This window comes from Streptococcus salivarius (assembly GCF_009738225.1).
Classification (GTDB): domain Bacteria; phylum Bacillota; class Bacilli; order Lactobacillales; family Streptococcaceae; genus Streptococcus.
This window is the reverse complement of sequence record NZ_CP018187.1, coordinates 429264-450955: the sequence shown is the minus strand read 5'-3', so window position 1 is coordinate 450955 and position 21692 is coordinate 429264. Positions and strand designations below refer to the sequence as shown.

The following is a 21692-nucleotide window of genomic DNA, read 5'->3' as shown; positions in this document are numbered from 1 at the left end:
AGTTACTTTTATTGTATCACATCTTAGAGCTGTTCTGCTACTGCTGAAAGAAGATCTTGGATACCATTGGCATCGCTACCACCGGCCATGGCCATATCTGGTTTACCACCACCACGACCTGATACGATTGGTGCGAGAACCTTGATAACATTACCTGCGTGAACATCTTTAGACTTGCTTGCTACGAGGACATTAACTTTTTCGCCAATGTGAGCTGCAAGGACAAGGACATCAGAGTAGTCTGCTTGTTTCCATTGGTCCGCAAAGGTACGAAGGGCACCTGCATCAGAAACTTCTACTTGGCTAGCAATGTAACGAACACCGTTAGCTTCTTTAACGTCTTTGAAGACATCACCAGCTGCTGCAGCTGCTGCTTTTTCTTTAAGAGCAGCATTTTCTTTTTGAAGGGCATGCAACTGCTCTTGAAGGCTAGCAACCTTGTTAGGTACTTCTTTCAATTGTGGAGCCTTAAGTGTTGCAGCGATTGCTTTGAGGGCATCTTCTTCTTCACGGTAAGCAAGGTAAGCTTCACGTGATGTCACTGCCAAGATACGACGTGTTCCTGAACCGATACCTTCTTCTTTGACAATCTTGAACATACCGATTTCAGCAGTGTTGGCAACGTGCGTACCACCACAAAGCTCAACAGAGTAATCACCGATTGAAACGACACGAACATTCTTACCATATTTTTCACCAAAGAGGGCCATAGCTCCCATTGATTTAGCAGTGTCAATGTCTGTTTCAATAGTTGTTACTGGAGTAGCTTTCCAGATTTCTTCGTTAACTTGTTCTTCGATAGTACGCAATTCTTCTGGAGTTACAGCCTCAAAGTGAGTGAAGTCGAAACGCAAGAATTCTTGTTCGTTAAGAGAACCGGCTTGAACAGCATGATCACCGACGATGTTATGAAGGGCAGCGTGCAAGAGGTGAGTCGCTGTATGGTTCTTCATGACACGGTGACGACGTGTGTGGTCAATTTCAAGTTTGTAGTTAGCCCCTACAACAAGTTCACCTTCAACTTCAACAGTGTGAAGGGCTTGTCCATTTGGTGCACGTTGAACATCAACAACACGCGCAACGACTGTACCAGCTGCATCTGAGATTGTACCGTGGTCTGCTACTTGTCCACCCATTTCAGCGTAGAATGGTGTTTGTTCAAAGACAAGGAGGGCTTGACCAGAGTTAACACTATCATGACGAGCATCATCAGCAACGATGACGCTCAAACGGCTTTCAGCAGTTTCCGCTTCATACAAGAACTCAGATGGTTCAGTGATGTTAGCGAGGGTTTCATTTTGCATACCCATAGAACCACCTTTGACGACGCTAGCACGCGCACGTTCTTGTTGTTCTTTCATGGCAGCTTTGAAACCTTCATGGTCAATCTTGAAGCCTTCATCTTCAGCCAACTCTTCTGTCAATTCCACTGGGAATCCGTAAGTATCGTAAAGTTTAAAGATGTCTTTACCTTCAAGCGTATCTTTACCAGATTTCTTAAGGATAGCAAGAAGCTCGTCAAGCATGCTTGAACCTGCATCGATAGTACGTGCAAAGGTTTCTTCTTCACGTTTAACAATCTTCTCGATAAAATCTTTCTTCTCAAGAACTTCTGGGTAATAGCTTTCCATAATTTGACCAACAGTTGGAACAAGTTTGTACAAGAAAGCATCAGAAATGCCGAGACGACGACCATGCATTACTGCACGACGAAGAAGACGACGAAGGACATAACCACGACCTTCATTACCTGGAAGAGCACCATCACCGATGGCAAATGCCAATGAACGAATGTGGTCAGCAATAACCTTGAAGCTCATTGTGTCACCATCTGGATCGTAAGTTTTACCAGACATTTTTTCGATTTCACGAATGATAGGCATGAAGAGGTCTGTTTCAAAGTTTGTTTTAGCCCCTTGCATTACGGCTACAAGACGTTCAAGACCTGCGCCCGTATCAATGTTTTTATTAGGAAGTTCCTTGTATTCTGAACGTGGAACAGCTGGATCTGCGTTGAATTGTGACAAAACGATGTTCCAAATTTCAATGTAACGATCGTTTTCAATATCTTCTTCAAGCAAACGGATACCAATATTATCAGGGTCAAAGTCTTCGCCACGGTCAAAGAAGATTTCAGTATCTGGTCCTGAAGGTCCAGCACCGATTTCCCAGAAGTTATCTTCAATTGGAATCAAATGACTTGGTTCAACACCGCAAGCAATCCAACGGTTGTATGAATCTTTATCATCTGGATAGTAAGTCATGTAAAGCTTGTCTTTTGGAAAATCAAACCACTCTGGGCTTGTCAAAAGCTCATAACCCCATTCGATAGCTTCATCACGGAAGTAATCACCAACTGAGAAGTTACCAAGCATTTCAAACATAGTGTGGTGACGAGCTGTCTTACCAACGTTTTCGATATCGTTGGTACGGATAGCTTTTTGTGAGTTGGTAATACGTGGATTTTCAGGAATCACAGAGCCATCAAAGTATTTTTTCAAAGTGGCAACCCCTGAGTTAATCCAAAGAAGGGTTGGATCGTTAACTGGAACCAAGTTAGCTGATGGTTCAACAGCGTGACCTTTTGATTTCCAGAAATCAAGCCACATTTGACGAATTTGTGCTGAAGTAAGTTGTTTCATTGTTTCTCCTTAATCAATTGTTTCTTATTTTGAGCTATTCTCGAGCATTTCCACATAGTCAATAGCGACACATAGGGAAATGGCTAAATCGGCATAAGTATTTTCATAAACGGTAACAGTATAGGTCGATGTTAGATGAAAGAGCTCCTTTTGAATCCTAGCAACTACCTGATCTTGACTATTAAGCAGTTGAAAATCCAGGTCCCAAATATTCCCCTCTATTCGCAAGCCAAGATTATCGACATCATACTTATCACGAAGAAAGGTTAATTTTTTACGAATGTAAAAAATCGAACCATCCTGTAAATTCACCGTAAATTTGGGTAAGAGGCTAATAGGCTCCTTGGTGATATGACTAATCTCACGACCATCCTCGCCAAAAATCGTAAAGGTCTTTGGAATCTTAAAAAAGGATCCTTCTACCTGATAGGCAACTCTACCTTGATCATCCTTGATATCAAAGCGTTCACCACCCAATCGAAACTTCTGTTTGACAAAATAGGTTTTCATACGCCACCTCCAATAATGTCATACATTCATTCAAAAAATACTAAAAGAATAAAAGACAAGACCACTAAACGAAGGGCGACGTGAACCGCGGTACCACCTTCATTCAATGAACTTGTCATTCTTATTTGTCTTTAATTGTAAACTTTGAGTAGCAAGTAATCAGATTCGTCCGTGGCTCGCAGCGACCGCCATTTTTCTGTATCAGAAGCAATGATTACCAATCTCAAAGGGAAGGCTAAAAATGTCATGATATTAGAACTTTCAGCCACTCTCCATTTTAACGTGTTTTAGGTCTTAGGTCAAGCTGATAATAGCATTATCAACTCTATCTTGTGATTTATTTGCTAGAGCTTGATGATGAACTTGATGAAGCCCCAGAACCAGTCACATACTGGTCAAGAATTGCGCTGAAGGCCTTGTCTACAACTTTAACATTGTATTTCTTAAGGACCTTAGCAATCACTGAGTTAGTGAAGTTAGTATCAGCTTTCTTACCATTGATGATAACCTTAGTCAAATCATCCTTATAGTTTTTCCAATCTGCATTTTTCTCAGCTTTTGAAACAGTTTTGACGATATAGTAAGTTGCAGCACCAGTTGAACTGTTTGAAACGGTCACTACGTCAGAAACGGCATTAGCATCTTGTTTGAAGGCTGCTGTCAAAACATCTGCTGGGAAGTCTTGAGAAGCTGAGTTAACTGTCTTAGAAGCCACTTCCAAGCTGTTATCTTTAGCAACTTGTGAGAAGTCTGCTCCTTCTGCTTTAGCTTCAGAGTCTACCTTATCTGCCACTGCTTTATCAGTAGTTGAAACTACTTGTACCTCTGTATTTGGTGTGTAGTTATCATAGGCGGCCTTGTAATTTGCTTCAGTCAAATCTTTTTGTGCGGCTTGGTTAACAGCATACTCAACCAATTTTTGTGTACGGATTTGAGTACGGTATGACTCTTCTGTTTGACCATAGGCTGCAAGTACTTGTGAGAATTGATCTCCGTATTGTTCTGAAGCTTGCTTATAAGCTTTGTCTACGTCTTCTTTGCTGACTTTGCTACCATATTCTTTTTCAAGAGCCTTTTGCAAAGTTGCACTCAAAACACTTTGTTGTGTTTGGCTGCTACCTTTAAGTGAATCAAAGACATCACCGACAGTAACAGTATCACCTTTCATAGATACCAAAGTTGTTTCTTCAGTCGTTTTGTTACCTAGAGAAACATACATAGCACCTGCACCAACGAGAGCTGAAACAGCTACAAGGGCAAGACCTCCGAGGAAGCGGCCACCTGAGCTTGGTTTACCAGCATCACGTGTCTTTTTCGTTTTAGCACGTTTAGCTTTTTCTTTCGCTTTTTCACTAGCGAGGGCGATGCTTTCCTCTTCTTCTTTTTGGCGATCAAGATGCTCTTGTTCTGCGTCTTTGTCTGCTACAACCTCTTCAACAGTTTCTTCTGTCGACTCAAGGTTTTCATTTTCTTTAGCCATTCTATCTACTCCTTAAATTGTCAATATCTTTGTTATTATACCACACTTACTTAAATAATGCTTAATCTGGCAAGATAATATTTTCAGAATTTTTCCGAAGCATAAGAAGTCCGTCACTCATAGGTACCAAACTAGCAGTCAAACCAGGGTTATCTAAGGTCGCATCAAAAAGACGATGCAAACCACGGTAAATCGTACGCTGACCACGACGAACCTCCATAATGTCTTTGGCAATATCCCCCCCTTGGAAGATATCATCAAAGACAATGACACCACCTACCTTGAGACGTTTTAGGATTTCAGGCAGAAAGACGATATATTTAGACTTGGCTGAGTCCATAAAAACAAAATCATAATCAGTGTCCAAATCTTGCAAAACTTCTGCTGCATCACCTTCAACTAAGGTAATTTGTTTGCGGCTGTCATACTTGGCTAGATTTTCCTTGGCAAAGCCAATCATTTCTTCATTACGATCAACCGTCGTAATCTGAGCATCAGGGGCGTACTCAGCCATAAGAAGAGCTGAAAAACCAATAGCCGTTCCTACCTCAAGGATTTTCTTAGGCTGCAAGGTCTGTAACAAAAATCGGAAATAAGCAACAACTTCGTGCTGAATAATTGGAATATTTTCCTTACGAGCAAAGGCCTCCAGCTCAGCCAAATGCCCTTTATTTTCCTGAAGATGCGTTCGCATGTAATCCACGATATCCTTGTTTACTACTGGGCGACGCATGTTGTGATTTGCGTTTTTACTATATGATTTAACCATGTGTTTTATTATATAAAAAATCCCTAGCGAGTGCTAGAGATTTTTCTTATCTATAACTCAAATCCTCATCATTAGACTACTTGACGAATAACCTTCTTTTTCAAGAGGTAAGCAATAACCAAAGCTACCACGTAAAGAGCAATGAAAACAAGCAAGGTCATCTGGTAAGATTTTGTCAATTCATAGGTTACCGACAGGAGCATTGGTCCCACCAAGGCTGCCATAGCCCAGGCAGTCAGAATATAACCATGAAGGGTAGCCAATTCCTTTGCCCCAAAGATATCGCTAAGGTAGGGAGGAATCAAGGAGAATCCTGCCCCGTAGCATGTCATCAGAACAGCCATCGCAACCACAAAGACAAGTGGAACTTGCAGGACAATTAGGAGGATAGCCATAACGATATTAACCACAAAGAGGAGGATAAAGGTCTTCGGACGCCCAATATAATCCGACAAGCCTGCCCACAGAAGGCGACCAAAACCATTAAAGATTCCCATAACACCGACAACAACTGCTGCTGATTCCGCTGACATCCCAACCATATCTTGAGCCATTGGAGAAATAGCAGAGACAAGGGCTAAGCCACATGAAATATTGATAAACAAGATAAGCCATAACCAGTAGAAAGTTGACGATTTCAGAGCTTCATTAGCCGTAATTCCCTTGCTTAAATTAGCAGCCTGACGGTTTGGACTCTTGTCAGCCAACAGTTGTGCTTCCTCTACACTTGGTCGTTTAATGAATTGTGAGACAAAAAGCATCACAATAAAATAAACAACTCCCAAAATATAAAAGGTCTGCTCAACACCACGTGCCTGAATCAGATATTGGGCAAGAGGACTGGTTAGCAGTGAGGCAAAGCCAAAGCCCATGATGGCAAGACCAGTCGCAAGTCCACGCTTATCAGGAAACCACTTAATAATAGTTGAAACAGGCGTAATATAACCTACACCCAGTCCTAGACCACCAAGAATACCGTAACCAAGATAAAGTATCCACAGCTCTCCCTGAGCAATGGCAACTCCTGTTAGAATGTTACCTCCGGCATAGAGAACAGCCGACATACTCCCAGTCACTCTAGGACCAAATTTTTCAACCAAACGTCCCATGAAGGCTGCAGAAAGACCAAGACAAAAGATGGCCAATGAAAAGGCAAAAGAAACTGAAGATTGATCCCAGCCAGTCTGGGCCATAATAGGATTACGATAGATACTCCAAGCATAGGTAGACCCCAACATAAGATGGAGTAAGACACCACACGTTGCTACAAGATAACGATTGGTTGTTTTCACAAAAACCTACTTTCTATTTCTGAACACTGTTCACTTATCAATTATAAAACGTTAGGTTTTTAGTCTATCATGAATATAAACAAGGAGCTATAAATATGCTCATTAGTAATTTCCGTAGCAATTAGGGCTTGCATGCTATAAATGTTCGGTTTTTAGATGTAAAAAGAACCACTCTTATTCAGAATGATTCTTTCATATAGTATAGTAACTTCTTTTTAAGAAAGGTGAACACCTTTTTCAACCAAGGCTTCCAATTCAACGAGACGGTCTTCAAAAACTTTGAAGGCAGCATCCAAGTAGTCGGTATTGGTCATATCAACACCAGCTTTCTTGATAACTTCCAAAGGATAATCTGAGCTTCCCGCCTTAAGGTAAGTAAGGTAAGCTTCTTTATCCTCCTCAGTACCGTGAACAATTTTTTCAGCCAAGTAGCTTGCTGCTGCAAACCCTGTAGCGTATTGGTAGACATAGTAATTCATGTAGAAATGCGGAATACGTTCCCACTCAAACTGAATTTCGTAGTTATCTTCAGCTTTAAGGTTATAGTATTTCTCATTGAGGTCTGCGTAAAGTTTATTCATGAAGTCGGCTGTCAAGATTTGACCAGATGCATCTGCTTCATGGATAGCATGCTCAAACTCAGCAAATTGGGTTTGACGGAAGACAGTTCCCTTGAAACCATCCAAATAGTGGTTAAGAATAGCAAAACGTGTCTTGTCATCTTTAACCTCTTTAAGAAGCGTTTCTGTCAAGATATTTTCATTAGTTGTAGACGCAATTTCCGCCAAGAAGATTGGGTAATCTCCATAAACATATGGTTGTGTCTGACGTGTGAACGTTGAATGCAAGCTGTGGCCAGTCTCGTGAACCAAGGTAAAGAGATTGTCCAGAGTGTCTTGCCAGTTCAAAAGCATGAAAGCATTTGTATCATAGGCACCACCTGAGTAGGCACCTGAGCGTTTTCCTTTGTTAGGGTGAACGTCAATCCAACGTTCCGTAAAGGCTGCATGAACCCCTTTACTATACTCTTCACCAAAGATTGCCAAGACTTCTTCTGCTTTCTTGAGGGATTCTTCATAAGTAAGAGCAGTTTCAGTCTCAGAAAGTGGTGTGTAGACGTCATACATCTTAAGCTCGTCAAGCCCCAAGACCTTCTTACGCAAATCAAGGTAACGGTGCAAAAGTGGCAAATGCTTATTCACTGATTCCAAGAGTGAGTCATAAACACTCTCTGGAATAAAATTGGCCGCAAGTGCTGCATGACGTGCCGAATTATAGTGACGAACTTTGGCTTGGTAATTGTGAACCTTAACAACGCCTTGAAGTGTTTGTGCATAGGTATGTTGGAACTGCTCGTAAGTACCGTACATCGCTTCATAAGCACCCTTACGAATGTCACGGTCCTTAGATTCCATGAGGGTGATAAAGTTACCATGTGTCAACTCAACCACATCCCCTTGGCCATCTGATACCCATGGGAAGAGGATATCAGCATTATCCAAGACATTAAAGGTATCCGTTGGACCGTTGAAAATATCACCGGCTGCTGCCAAGAGCTCTTCCGCTTCTTGAGAAAGAACGTGGTCCTTGTTTGCCAAGAGGCGTTCGAAATAGTGGTCATAAAGTCCAAGACCTGGCTCTTGTTCTTTAAATTCAGCTAATTTCTTATCATCCAAGGCCATAAATTCAGGCTCAAAGTAAGCAAAGGCTTCACTCAACTGTGAATAAAGGTTTGAGGCCTTTGCTTGGTACTCTTGATACAGACCTACTGTTGTGTCTTGGTCATTTTTCATTGACGCATAGACATAGATTTTCTCCAAGCGACGCATAAGGCTCATATAAAGTTCTGTTGCCTCAAGCAAGTTCTTAGCAGAATCCAAGAGATGACCTGCATAAGCACTAGCCTTCCTCAAATCCTGAACAGTGCTTTCATATTCGGTCTCCCAATCTGCATCTGTCGCAAAAATGGTCGTCAAATCCCATGTGTATTTTTCTTCTAAATGAGTACGATTGTCTGACATAATATTCTCCTTAATTGTGTCTATTCTTTTCTATTTTAGCATAAAAGGTGGGAGGGTAGAGAGTTTGTCGATAAGAAAAATGACTTTTTCGATAATATTGCTTAAAAAGCTTTTCAAAACCTTCAAGTGACTGTCTAATTTGTACAAAACCCTGCCTAGATTCAGGAAATCTTACTTGTGGGAAAAAATCTTGATCAGACAGACTTAACAAATTCATCCCCTTAAGATAAGCCGCCTCCTGCCTTCTCATCCATCTTGGATTTTTCCCCATTAATTCCCGTTGAATCACATGTGAGACTTTCTTTCGCTGAGTCACTTGATAGGTCTCAACCTTTTCTGCTTGATAGGGAAAACGTAAAACCGTCATGAGATTCTCTGTTAAAGACCAAGTCTTAGTTAAGTAATAAACTCTCCCAAAAATATCCTCATAGATGAGATACTTAAGTCTAATTTCCTCTTTCTTCCAATCAAGCTCCCATAGATGAAATCCTATCTTAGCCGTAAAATAGAGAAAGTCCCGCTGTAAGTCTGTTAAACGCCGTCCCAACCATAGGTCTTCCCCCAAAAGCCAACGCACTTCATAACCTGCTTGGTGATAGGTGCGTGTGCGTTCTCTTAAACGTTTCTGTGATAAACGAGAACACTGAACTTCCAGAGCCAGGGAATCGCCAACAAATAAATCTGCAATTTGCCCCATCTCGGACAAAACCTTTTCAATACGTACTTTTTCACCATGATTAACCAAAGATTTATATAAGGCTGCCTTAAGGGATAAATGTTGGGCCGATTCATTCTCCGAGAAGAACTGACAATCTTGCAAAGACTTATGAGCAAAATGTGGACACATGACTTGACCATGTCTCAATAGGACAACTCCCTGACAGCCCGGACAGCAATAGGATTCCTCACGATTCAAACTAGTTTCTAGAGCTGAAACGAGGTTTCCCTCCGGATTTTTTGCAATTAACACGACACCCTCCTTCATGCACTCTCTTACTTATTCGCAAAAGAACTCACAAAATAAAAAAACATCTAGATTACTCTAGATGCGTCCCCCATTCAAACTGAAACTTGCTCCCTGCTGTATGGAAACTTAGGTTCATAGGTGTATTGCTTACCTTGGGATACAAGTGCCGCTCAGTCCATTTGATCTCTTTTCAACAATCCCAATACCTAAAGGAAAATCCCCCAACTTTCCTTGGTACCAGGACCTTGAAAACAGTTCCTATTCCACACGACCTTTAAAAATAGTCAATGTAGCATAGACAGATGCTCTCACAAACATCTAGTCAAATTCCGTCGCTAAAACATCATCCCAATATGCTTCTTACCTTTTTGTTCCTGAATCTCAACTTGAACTTAATCCCTCGAGTTCACGTTGTGATAAAACAATTTTTTGACTTTTTGAAATGTAAAGTCTTTATTTACTAACATTGAACCACCATTTCCCTAGGTGCAGTTCAATACCAACAAACGCAAAACCGTGTTGGTCCAAAATGGTTTCTAGTCAAGAGTATCTTATGATTGATAGTCAGTCAATCTGAAAAGCTTTCCCTCTAGCTTCTTGACGCAGAACGTCTTACTGCTTACAAGATACTATTTCCTAGAAGAGTATTGGCTAAAAACGCCACTCTCAAAACATACCATCTATCAGTCATTAGGTTTAATCCACCTTCTGATAGGTATATTAGCAGTTACTGCTTTATTTTCTTTCCCTCTTCGCTTTTGAAGATTAGTCTCTACCGATTCTGCTGTTTTTGAATCTGTCGTTTGCTCTACACGGATTAAAAATACCGCTAGCTCCCGCTACGATGATGCTGATGTTTTAAATCGATTAATCTGATTTGTTTGCTGTTTAAATCTTCTCTTTTTAAATCATCACAATGAAACATTGGAATTTGATAACCTAGAATTCTAGATTCTAAGCTAGTCTTTTTTGACCAGGGAGTCACCCTGCCAAAAAACAAACTCTTCCTAACACAATCTATTATACTGTATTATAATTTTTTGTCAATTAATTTATTTCATATTTTTTGAAAATAATATTTAGACCCTTGTTTCTTACATGGTTAACTATAGAGAAAAGCCTATATTATAGGCCTTATTTGCAGTTTTGAAAAAATTAGAAAATGTATATCATTTTTTCTTTTTTGAGTCTAAATCAAGTAGCTTTACTAAATGTCAGAAATTTTCATCTTTCTTATTCCTAGCTAACTTGATTCTTCCAAACTAAAAAAGCTAGGAAAATTTCCTAGCTTTTTTATGTATTATCTTAGTGTTTACGTTTGTAAGTTGAGATACCGAACAAGGCCAAAGCTGATGTCACCATAGCTGCACCTGCTGCTGCAGAAGCTACTGTTGATTTTTCACCAGTAGCTGGAAGAGCTGGAGCTTCTTCTTTTACAGGTGCTGATGTTGGTGTTACAGGTTTACCTGGTGTAGGTTCTGTTGGAGTTGTTGGTACTTGAGGTTTTGGTTTCTCAGTTGTTTCTTCAACAGATACAAAGTTTTTGTGGTAAGTAACTGACGCTGAAACAGTATTTGGAAGAACTGGTTTATTTGGTTCTTCTGGCAATTCAGGAACAACTACTGTTGAGTTAGTTGCGAACCAGTAAGCAGTTGGAACGTTAAGGTTATTTCCGCTTACGATGAAGTCCATTGGTTCACCCTTGAAGATTGTTGCAGCAGCACCATAGTAGGCATTCTTCGTACGAGGTGTTCCATCTGGGTTAATCGCATCCCAACCTTCATCAGTCACTTCACCAGTTGTTGGGTCTACTGTTGAGTCACTGTTAAAGCGTGAACCGTTAGCCACAAATTCGTTATCATTTGTTGCATAAGCATAACCATCTTCATGCAAAGTGATAGATGAACCAGGGATTTGAACGTATTCATTACCATTCAAACCAACTTTTTCAATGTGGTTTCCAAGCTCAGTGTTCCAGTGGTTAAGTGATGAGATACTCAAAACTGATCCATTCTTAGACAAATCAAGTGGTGTCACTGATGACTCAGTTTCAAAGAAGTTCAAGTTCATCTTAACATGAAGTTTTTTGTTAGTGTCGTCAGTTTGTGAACCAATGAAAAGTGTCTTCGTTGGATCGTGGTACAACTTAACAATGGCTGAACCATCTGTACTTGGTGTTTCTACCAAAGTGTAAGTTGCAACGATTTTCTTAACTGGAGTACCATTGAATGATGTTCCGTTTAGATTGTTGTATGTTACAGTCAACGTTTGACCTGTAGCCATCTTCAACCATACATCTTCAGTATATTCACCATCAGCATTGATAGTGTACTGTGTACCGTTAGCTGCACTAAAGTCACTTGGAATATAACGAGATGTGTTGAATTGTTCAAGAATTTCATCTACTGAGTGACCTGATTGGATTGTTTTATCCAAGTAGTCAACAGAACCTGCTGAATTTTCAACAGTCATAGTAGCATTAGATTCTGTTTTATAAATCAAACCAGTAGCATTTTCAGCCAATCCTTTTGTCAAAAGACGTGCTGTTGTTCCACCAGTATATTCTTTATAAGCTTTTTCCCAAGCAGCATAAGCAAGAACATCTTGGTAATATTTATCCAATTGTGTCTTGTAATCTGCAAGTTTTTGTTTATATTCTGAAACTGCAGTTGTCAAAGCTGTTGTTTGAACTTTATTGTCATTATTAGCAGCTTCTACGCTAGTGTGTTTAACACCTGCTTCTTCTGTAGCAGTGAATCCCCCTGTAGCAACAACATTTGCTTTAGCAGATGTAAGAGCTGCGTCAGCTTCTTCACGTGTCAATTTATTTTCAGAAACAACTGTATTTGAAGCTTCTTGAGCATCTTTAGCTGCTTGATCTTGAACAGCTTTAACATCAGCAGAATCTTTTGATGCTGCTGCAGTCGTTGTTGCAGCTTCAACAGCGTTATTGAAGTCAGGATTTGAAACTTCAGCAATAGCTTTAGTTGTTGTTTTTACAGTAGTATCTGTTTCAGTAGTAGTTTTTTCTTCTGTTCCAGGTACTGTAGTGACAACCGCTGCATCACCTGTTGTTTTAACAAGATTAGCACTTGATTCTGCAGTCGTATTTGATACGGTTGCATCAGTATCAGTAGTTGCTGTTACATCTTTAGCTTCATCCGCAGCTGCTACGCTTGTAGCCGCGAGTCCTGCAAGCAATACGCTTGAATACAATGTTGTTTTAAATGGATTGACTTTCATTTACACTTTCTCCTTCTTGGTTAACATTTTATTAACCTATTTTCTTCACCGTTTAATATACTACCGTGATTTTCAAAATTTGGCAATAGTTTTCTGAAAAAAATATTATATATTTGCTACATATTTTTAAAATTTGACACACTTTTGTTATAATTCAACCATTTCTTTACAATAAATTGTAATTCGTAAGGGATTCACAGAGTTTTCACTTATTACTTTCTTACAGCCGTTCATTTTTTTCTCATAAAGGACTGTTTCTAAGATAGCATATGTTTTCTACTATATTCGGATTATCATGAAGTGACCTCTTCATTACTAAAAACACAAAAAAAAAACACCTTCAAGACCTTGACTTTAAGCATTTTTCGTCGTATGCTTGAAAAAAATGTTAAGAAAGTTGGGGGACTTTTCAATGACAAAAAAAGAAATTAAAGCACTGATTCTTTTGGGAATTAGTATTGTTTTTGCAAACCTTGTACTTCGTTTGCTTCTTAAGCCTTTGCCTGAGAATATAGCTTATCTCATTAAAACACTTGGCCTTATGTGTCTATACTATTTCCTCGTACAGAGACGCCTTGGATTAAAGATCAAATCGACTAAAAAGATAAGTTGGTCTGAAACCTTAGGGGTTTGTTGGTTTCTTCTTTTGGCAGATTTCTTCTATGTTTCTGCGGTTGCTCTTGGGATCAGTAAAGCACCTCACATGATAGGAACTGCCTTGGTTATTGCCTTAGGAGCCGGTTTTTTTGAGGAATATTTTTTTCGTGGACTTTTCCTTAAACTCGCCTTCCAAGATGGTATTAGATCTTCAAAACAGGTTTTAGGAGTCGTTTTCTTATCTGCCATAATTTTTGGACTAGCCCATCTTGGAAACCTCACTCACCAGCCCTTGAACGCTACCTTGTTCCAGGTTTATTATGCGACAGCTATAGGAATATTCTTTGCTGCTATTTACCTACGTACTGGTAGCCTCTGGTGGACTATTATTCTGCACTGTTTGGTTGATTTTGCCAGTGTCCTTCTCTCGCAATCAACACAGGCTGCACCAGCTACAAGTATCTGGCATTTCATTTTCTGGCTACCTTTAATTGCCCTAGGACTCTTCCTTATTCGTCCTAAAAAATTGAAAGCCATTAGATATCTTAATGACTAATATTTCAAACTGCATCCCACAAGTTAGATTTTTGGTGTCTAACCAGGGGATGCAGTTTTTCATTTATCAGCACCGCATTCTTACAACTTATCTCAATTTCCATTATTACTCCTAAAACGATTTAATCATAGAAATTTCATATCAGGTCTTCATCTATTCCTATCAGAATTTTGCTGATTTTAGACTTCTCATTTTGTTATAATATGACCTACAATCACATTTTTTAAAGGGGATGCTTATGAATTTTCAACAATGTCGCTATGTTCAGACTATCGCTGAAACAGGGTCTTTTAGTAAGGCTGCTAAAAAACTCTTTTTGACTCAACCTAATCTCTCAGCATCCATCCGTGATTTAGAGGAAGAACTTGGAGTCCAACTCTTTGAACGTTCCAATACAGGAGCTAAACTAACTGATGACGGTCATGATTTTCTCAAATACGCCAAACGTATTCTTGGAGAGCTAGATCTACTAGAAGGACGCTATCGCAAATCCTTTAAGAAATCATTCACTGTTGCCAGTCACCACTACGATTTCTTGTCACTTCCCATGGCTCACATTGCCCAACGTTTTCGTAGTGATTATCAAGAATTTCAACTGATTGAAACAACAACTAGGAAGATTCTCAAAAGCGTTGAAAGCTTCGAAAGTGACCTGGGGATTATTTATCTAGATGAAGATAACGACCATATCCTAGAACGCAGTTTCCAACACATGGATTTAACTTTTACCCCACTTGGAGAGTTTGAAACCAAGATTTTCCTAGGTCGCCAACATCCCCTAGCTCACAAAAAATCCCTCAATCTCAAAGATTTAGAGGGATACCCACAGGTTCGCTTTCGTCAAGAAAGCTCTGGAATTCATTTTGACGAAGATCCTCTCGAGGTTCTGCCTGACCAACAAGTAATTTACAGTAATGACCGAGGCAGTGTCATGAATTTGCTCTGTGCCTCAGATAGTTACGCTTCTGGCCTCGGTATTGTTAATAGTTTCATTAAGGACCAAATTGTTTTACTTCCACTGAAGAACAGTCCAAAGCACACCTTGGGGTTTGTGACAAATAATAAACAGAAACAATCCGCAATTATTCAAGCATTTATCGAGGAAATTCAGGATAGCTTACTACCCCACCACTAAGGAGAATAAAATGGAATTTCAAACACTTAACAATGGCATCAAAATACCCGTGCTTGGTTTTGGTGTCTGGCAAATTTTCGATCAAAAGGAATGTCAAAAAGCCGTTGAAGACGCTCTTTCTGTAGGCTATCGATTAATTGATACTGCTAGTCTTTATCGAAATGAGGAAGCCGTGGGACGTGCTATTAAGGCATCTGGTATCCCTCGAGAGGATATTTTCTTGACTAGTAAAGCTTGGATTAGCCAGCTTGGCTACGAAGATACCAAATTAGCCCTAAAAGAGACACTTCGCAAACTAGATACTGACTATCTTGATTTATATTTAATTCATCAACCTTTTGGCGACTTACATGGTGCTTGGCGTGCTATGATTGAGCTTCAGCATGAAGGACTTATTAGAGCCATTGGGGTTTCTAACTTCTCAACAGGGCGTTTGGCAGATTTTGCCTTGCAAACACCTGTTATTCCAGCGGTCAATCAAATCGAGTTGCACCCCTATAAACAACACAAACTTATCCAGAAAGCTGATAAGGAATTTGGTACCCTAACGCAAGCCTGGGCTCCTTTTCACAGAGGTGAGGATGGTATTTTTCAGGACTCAACTCTGACTGCTATCGCTGAAAAACATGGCAAGACAGTCGCTCAGGTCATCCTCAGATGGCAAACCCAACAAGGCATTCTGACCATACCTAAAAGTACCCATATCGAACGAATGAAGGAAAACTTTGATAGCTTTGACTTCCACCTAGACCAAGCAGACCTTGATGCTATTAGTAAGCTAGACCGATACCCAAATGCTTATGGTCCTGATGAAAGTGTAGAACGCATTAAGCATTTATTGAAATATAGTGTATAAGAAAACAAACTCCTTTCATTTTACAATTGGCTTGAACGCCTATATTGTAAAATGAAAGGAGTTAAGACTATGGTGCAAAAAGCTAACAGTTTATCACAAGCAAAATGGATGCGTATGTACCACATTGTATTTACACTTCAGTATAGACGAAAAATAATCTATATAGGAGTAGTCTGGGAGATGTTTTTCATAAATTATGCGAATATAAAGGTGTTGAAATAATAGAAGGCCACTTAATGCCAGATCATGTCCATATGTTAGTAAGTATTCCACCACGAATGAGTGTAGCTAGTTTTATGGGATATTTAAAGGGTAAAAGTGCATTAATGATGTTTGATAAACACGCCAATTTAAAATATAAATTGGGGAACAGGCATTTTTGGACAGAGAGTTATTATGTAAGTACAGTAGGACTTAATGAAGCCACGATTAAGAAATATATTTAGGAACAAGAAAAGCATGATATTGCTTTGGATAAATTAATCGTTAAAGAATATGAAAATCCCTTTAGGGATAATGGTAAGTAATGCGAATGCCTCTTTGAGAGGCTTGTGACGAGTCAAAAGCAATAAGGCTTGAACAAAATGAAAGCCAGCGTCTTTAGGCGCTGGCTGGTATTATGTGCTTATAGTCCCGCTCAAACCACCTGGCTATGATTGACCTAGACTTTTTATATAAAAAACGTTAGTAGAATGAAGTTTTCAGTAGTCACTCAATCATCAGACAATTCAGAAACGATATACTGATATATAGATTCAGCTATATCAATTCCTCTTTCTCTAAAATCTCTATTTGTAAATGAAATATCACCATTACTTACATATTTATTTAAGAAAGAAGCGATTGAATGATAGCTACTTTTTTTATAAATGGTATATTTAAAATTCAAATCCTGAGATTCCGCCTCCCGATTTAACGTTTCTTCAAGTAATACAAGATTACCTATATTTAGAGTACTTTCATCACTCTCTGGTATGATATGTTCAACTGAATAACCATATAAACTTGAATTATTTGCTTGAAGTATCTCTTCATATTTTCGTACTGTGTACTTAGCAATAGTATTTTCTTTAACTCCTTTTTGAGATTTCACTTTTTTTCTATAAGAAATCTTCAGAAAATCTGAGATGAAAGCTTCTTTACCTGGTAACAATCCAACTAACTCTTTTTTAAACTGTTTTGAACTCTTTTGGAGATCACCCTTTGAAATTGAAAAGATACTACGAGCCATATTTGCATATCTACTCTCTAGTTTATTATTAGGACTTCTAGTAACCGCATTATAAATATAATGAAATCCTTCTAAAGTATACAAGATTTCTTTAAAATATTTTGTTGTTATACGCCCCTCTTTATAATTCTCATATAAAGCTAGGATAATTAACTGAGTTTGTTGTATTGAAAAATATTGAGTTAAAGCATTTATTGAATAGAAAAGCTTATCAATGTCTCCTGTGCTCCATTTTTTATTAATAAAGAATTCTTTATTTTCACCAAAGATCTCAGAATAACATTTCGAAGATTTCTCTAGTCTCCTCAAAAAATCAAGGTATTCACTTTTATTAATATTATGTTTAAAGTTTTGATAGAGATCTTTTTCAGAACTTTTTCCATATCTAGATATCCAGAAATATCTGAAAAATCTTTCTTTAGAAATACTAGTTCTTATTGACGAAATATTTTTTGTAATATTACTCCATATTTCCTTAGCATCATCCTTTGGTACTATAGTATCTTCAACTGCAAAGATCTCATTCTTAATCATATCTAATGTACTTAAGTTTTTACCTTTTGAATTTATATTTTCAAAGATAACATTAACAGATTCTTCCTCTGTAGAACAAATATATATTATTTGACTTTTCAATAATTGATCTCTTAGAATTTTTAATATCTCTTCATACTCAATTGAATATCTTATTATGTATTCTTCTAGACTGTCTTCGCTTAGTTTGTTATAAAAATAGTCATATGCATCTCGAATTTTCTTTTGTTCATCAGTTAAATTTTCTACAATTCGATCAAACTCAGAAACTCTTACAAAATTTTCATAGTATTCTTCTAATGAATCCTCTGGATGATTTAGCAATCTTTTTTGAATTTTATCTGCAAAATAGCTACCCGCTGTTTCATTGGATAAAACAACAAATTCATTGCCATCATCGTCCTCAGCAATAATGTACTTCCATAGGTTATCAGATAATTTACGATTACGCGTAAGCAGAATATCCGATAAAACTGAAAGAAAAATTGTAAAAGTTGTAAGTCTTTGCTGGCCATCTACAATCTCAATAGGTTCCCCACTTTTCGACATATCTCCTATCAAAATTGTTGTTCCAAAAAAGTAATCACTAGTTGGATTTGCTTTATTCTCAAAGTCCACTTGATTTACTATGTCATTGAAAAAATCATCATGTTGTTTTTTTTCCCATGAATACTCCCTTTGATATCTTGGAATAACATATTTATGCCCACTCGATAACAATCCTCTAACCTCAATTGTTTTTGCATCAAATTGCATAAGCTTTCCTCCTAATTACCCAATCACACTTCCGTTTGGAACAGATGAATCTACTGTCAAGACAGTGAGTTTGCCGTCATGTTCTGCGGAAAGAATCATACCTTGGCTGACATATTTTTTCATCATCTTACGTGGTTTGAGATTAGCCACGACTTGAAGTTTCTTACCGACCAATTCTTGTTCATCTGGATAGAATTTAGCGATGCCTGAGAGGATTTGGCGGTCTTCTCCGTCGCCAGCGTCAAGACGGAAGCGAAGCAATTTGTCTGAACCTTCGACTTTTTCCACTTCTTTAACTTCAGCGACACGGATTTCAACCTTGTCAAAGTCGTCAAATTTGATTTGGTCTTTTTCAGACTTAAGTTCGACCTCTTCTGGGTTCCATTCTTTCTCTTGAGGTTTGCCTGCGTTCATTTGAGATTGGATGTAGGCAATTTCTTCATCCATGTCAAGACGTGGGAAGATTGGTGTTCCTTTTGAAACGACTGTCACATTCTCTGGGAAACCTGAAAGTTCGAGATTTTCAAGGTCAAACTTCCCTGATAATCCAAGTTGTTCCATAATGGCATTTGAAGTTGTCATCATGAATGGTTGGATGAGGTGGGCTACCACACGAAGGCTAGCCGCCAAGTGAGCCATAACCGCTGCCAATTGTTCCTTGTCACCATCCTCTTTGGCAAGTACCCAAGGAGCTGTTTCATCAATATACTTATTGGTACGTGAAATGATGTTCCAAACGGCGTCCAAGGCACGTGGGAAATCTACAGCATTCATTTGTTTGTGGAATTCTTCAATATTTTCAGCCACAACCTTAGCCAAATCAGCATCAAAGTCTGTAACGTTCTCAACATAGGCAGGCACTTGACCACCGAAATACTTGTTAATCATGGCAACTGTACGGTTGAGGAGGTTCCCAAGGTCATTAGCCAACTCGTAGTTGATACGGGCCACATAGTCTTCTGGTGTGAAGGTACCATCTGAACCGACAGGAAGACTACGCATGAGGTAGTAACGGAGTGAATCAAGACCAAAACGCTCTACCAACATTTCTGGATAGATCACGTTTCCTTTAGACTTAGACATCTTACCGTCTTTCATGACGAACCAACCGTGGGCAACAAGACGTGTAGGCAATGGCAAATCAAGAGCCATAAGGATGATTGGCCAGTAGATTGAGTGGAAACGAAGAATATCCTTACCAATCATGTGGATAATTTCGTGGTTTTCATCATTTTGCCAGAACAAATCAAAGTTACCATGCTCATCCTGACCATAACCAAGGGCAGTAATATAGTTGATAAGAGCATCAATCCACACATATACCACGTGTTTTGGATCTGATGGGACTTTAACCCCCCAAGTGAAGGTTGTACGTGATACTGCCAAGTCTTCCAAGCCTGGCTCGATGAAGTTTTTAAGCATTTCATTCATACGACCATCAGGTTGGATAAATTCTGGGTGTTCTTTAAAGAAGGCCGTCAAACGGTCTGCGTAGTTGCTGAGTTTAAAGAAATATGATTCTTCAGACACTAGCTCTACTTCATGTCCTGATGGAGCCACACCACCAATAACATTGCCTTCTTCATCACGGTAAACTTCTGCCAACTGACTTTCAGTGAAGAATTCTTCGTCTGAAACTGAGTACCAACCAGAGTATTCACCAAGGTAGATATCTCCTTGTTCCAAGAGGCGCTCGAAAACTTGAGCAACAACTTTTTCATGGTAATCATCAGTCGTACGGATGAATTTATCGTATGAGATATCCAAAAGTTGCCAGAGGTCCTTAACACCAACAGCCATACCATCCACATACTCTTGTGGTGTGATTCCTGCTTCTTCAGCCTTTTGTTGAATCTTTTGGCCGTGCTCATCAAGCCCAGTAAGGTAGAAGACATCATAGTTCATCATACGTTTGTAACGTGCCAAGACGTCACAAGCAATGGTTGTATAGGCTGAACCAATATGCAATTTACCAGATGGGTAGTAGATAGGTGTTGTGATGTAGAATGTTTTTGTCATTTTAATTTCCTTTCATGTGTTAACAAATGGGCTAACACTGATGATATAACATCTTATTATAGCACGTTTTGGACACTAAAAAAACCAGCTAGGCTGGTTTTAAACATTACTAGTTTTGGAAGCGCTTTTTATCAGCTCTAACATCACGTTCATAGTCATAATCTAATTTCTTCACGTCATCCTCTGATAGGTGTTTGAAGCTTCTTTCTTCTGTAAGTTTGCCTTTCTTATTATAAGTAGTGACGATTAATTTATCACCCTTAACCTTGTATCGAACGGTTTCTTCGAGAGATTCTTTGTAGGATTTAACGTAAATCTTTTTACTTTCATCGTTATCAGCCTTAGTTCGATATTCACTTATTTTGTATTGACTATCTACTGCTTGGTCAATGACTTTCGTATATTCAGATAGTGACATGTTTGGTTTAAGCGTTCTAGACCAAGCATCTGGACGGTATGCTTTGTCAGTATCATAGTCTGTAAAGTCAACCAGATTGTTCCCGCCAGCTAAGGTATAAAAATAAAATTTAACATTGTTCCCTTTGACTTTAACAAAATCATGAGCCTCTAGACCACTTTTCTTGAAAGATTCCTTACCATCAACCATTTTCTTCTTATCTTTATGGTAAAAGCGATAAGTTTCAAGTAGATAGGTTCCTTCAGGTATTTTACCACCTTGCAGGTGCATAAACGCATAGCCACCAAATGAAAGTGCCACTAGGACAATCGCTCCCACCACAGAAGCGATAATAATTTTAGCTTTCTTAGACAAGCCTGTCTTAGCAGTCGTAGCTTGTAAAACGGCTTGTGTCACTTGGTCACTCAACTGAGCTTGTTGAGGATTAACACCCTCGTCCTTAGACTCTTGAGAAATAAATTCCCCATTAGCTTTTGCTTGTTGGTTTTCTTCCTCTGTCGGCTTACGATTATTGATTGTTTCGAAATAATCTAACCACTCTTTTTCGTTCATAAAAGTCCCCTTTTTCATTGATATTTCCATTCTACCAGAAAAAAGACTCCAAAGCTATTTGACTATTTTCATAAAAAGAAAAGCGGTACCAAGATGGAGTTTTAGCTCTCCTTC

Annotated in this window: 14 protein-coding genes and 1 pseudogene; 4 read left to right on the top strand and 11 right to left on the bottom strand. The window is 38.9% G+C overall.

Going from position 1 to position 21692, the window contains the following annotated elements:
* Positions 1-23: 23 nt before the first annotated feature.
* The 8 genes from alaS to BSR19_RS02305 all read right to left on the bottom strand — a co-directional run bounded on the left by alaS (position 24) and on the right by BSR19_RS02305 (position 12924).
* Entirely contained in the window at positions 24-2642 is a 2619-nt protein-coding gene (gene alaS, locus BSR19_RS02340) for an alanine--tRNA ligase (protein WP_156246404.1), read from the bottom strand.
* Positions 2643-2666: 24 nt separating this feature from the next.
* Positions 2667-3152 carry an LURP-one-related/scramblase family protein gene (locus BSR19_RS02335; protein ID WP_073685626.1) on the bottom strand — a complete coding sequence of 162 codons (486 nt, stop codon included), beginning with the start codon at positions 3150-3152 and terminating at the stop codon, positions 2667-2669.
* Between the two features lie 337 nt (positions 3153-3489).
* Positions 3490-4632 carry a peptidyl-prolyl cis-trans isomerase gene (locus BSR19_RS02330; RefSeq protein ID WP_002890136.1) on the bottom strand — a complete coding sequence of 381 codons (1143 nt, stop codon included), beginning with the start codon at positions 4630-4632 and terminating at the stop codon, positions 3490-3492.
* A gap of 61 nt (positions 4633-4693) precedes the next feature.
* A complete protein-coding gene (locus tag BSR19_RS02325) occupies positions 4694-5401 on the bottom strand; it encodes an O-methyltransferase (protein WP_014633986.1) in 708 nt (235 codons plus the stop codon).
* 71 nt (positions 5402-5472) lie between these two features.
* On the bottom strand, positions 5473-6693 hold the full coding sequence (locus tag BSR19_RS02320; protein ID WP_073685627.1) for an L-lactate MFS transporter: 1221 nt from the start codon (positions 6691-6693) through the stop codon (positions 5473-5475).
* A gap of 215 nt (positions 6694-6908) precedes the next feature.
* Entirely contained in the window at positions 6909-8714 is a 1806-nt protein-coding gene (gene pepF, locus BSR19_RS02315; protein ID WP_060973367.1) for an oligoendopeptidase F, read from the bottom strand.
* 10 nt (positions 8715-8724) lie between these two features.
* Positions 8725-9684 carry a competence protein CoiA gene (locus BSR19_RS02310; protein WP_156246402.1) on the bottom strand — a complete coding sequence of 320 codons (960 nt, stop codon included), beginning with the start codon at positions 9682-9684 and terminating at the stop codon, positions 8725-8727.
* A 1302-nt stretch (positions 9685-10986) separates the two neighbouring features.
* Positions 10987-12924 carry a GbpC/Spa domain-containing protein gene (locus tag BSR19_RS02305; protein WP_156246401.1) on the bottom strand — a complete coding sequence of 646 codons (1938 nt, stop codon included), beginning with the start codon at positions 12922-12924 and terminating at the stop codon, positions 10987-10989.
* A gap of 412 nt (positions 12925-13336) precedes the next feature.
* On the opposite strand from BSR19_RS02305, the gene BSR19_RS02300 reads away from it, so the two are divergent.
* The 4 genes and pseudogenes from BSR19_RS02300 (at position 13337) to tnpA (ending at position 16595) form a co-directional block, all read left to right on the top strand.
* Complete coding sequence (locus BSR19_RS02300) at positions 13337-14077, top strand: CPBP family intramembrane glutamic endopeptidase (RefSeq protein WP_156246400.1); 741 nt, start codon at positions 13337-13339, stop codon at positions 14075-14077.
* Positions 14078-14315: 238 nt separating this feature from the next.
* Positions 14316-15212, top strand: coding sequence for a LysR family transcriptional regulator (locus BSR19_RS02295; RefSeq protein ID WP_002885507.1), 897 nt, complete (start codon positions 14316-14318; stop codon positions 15210-15212).
* 10 nt (positions 15213-15222) lie between these two features.
* Positions 15223-16068: an aldo/keto reductase gene (locus BSR19_RS02290; RefSeq protein ID WP_070839714.1), complete on the top strand. Its 846-nt coding sequence runs from the start codon at positions 15223-15225 to the stop codon at positions 16066-16068.
* A 69-nt stretch (positions 16069-16137) separates the two neighbouring features.
* Positions 16138-16595 (top strand): annotated as a pseudogene (gene tnpA, locus BSR19_RS02285) (IS200/IS605 family transposase).
* Positions 16596-16780: 185 nt separating this feature from the next.
* Here the strand turns inward: tnpA and BSR19_RS02280 are convergent.
* The 3 genes from BSR19_RS02280 to BSR19_RS02270 all read right to left on the bottom strand — a co-directional run bounded on the left by BSR19_RS02280 (position 16781) and on the right by BSR19_RS02270 (position 21596).
* Entirely contained in the window at positions 16781-18589 is a 1809-nt protein-coding gene (locus tag BSR19_RS02280) for a DUF262 domain-containing protein (RefSeq protein ID WP_156246399.1), read from the bottom strand.
* A gap of 15 nt (positions 18590-18604) precedes the next feature.
* Positions 18605-20608 (bottom strand): methionine--tRNA ligase, encoded by a 2004-nt coding sequence (gene metG / locus BSR19_RS02275; protein ID WP_156246398.1) that lies wholly within the window; start codon positions 20606-20608, stop codon positions 18605-18607.
* A gap of 109 nt (positions 20609-20717) precedes the next feature.
* On the bottom strand, positions 20718-21596 hold the full coding sequence (locus BSR19_RS02270) for a hypothetical protein (protein ID WP_156246397.1): 879 nt from the start codon (positions 21594-21596) through the stop codon (positions 20718-20720).
* Positions 21597-21692 lie beyond the last annotated feature (96 nt).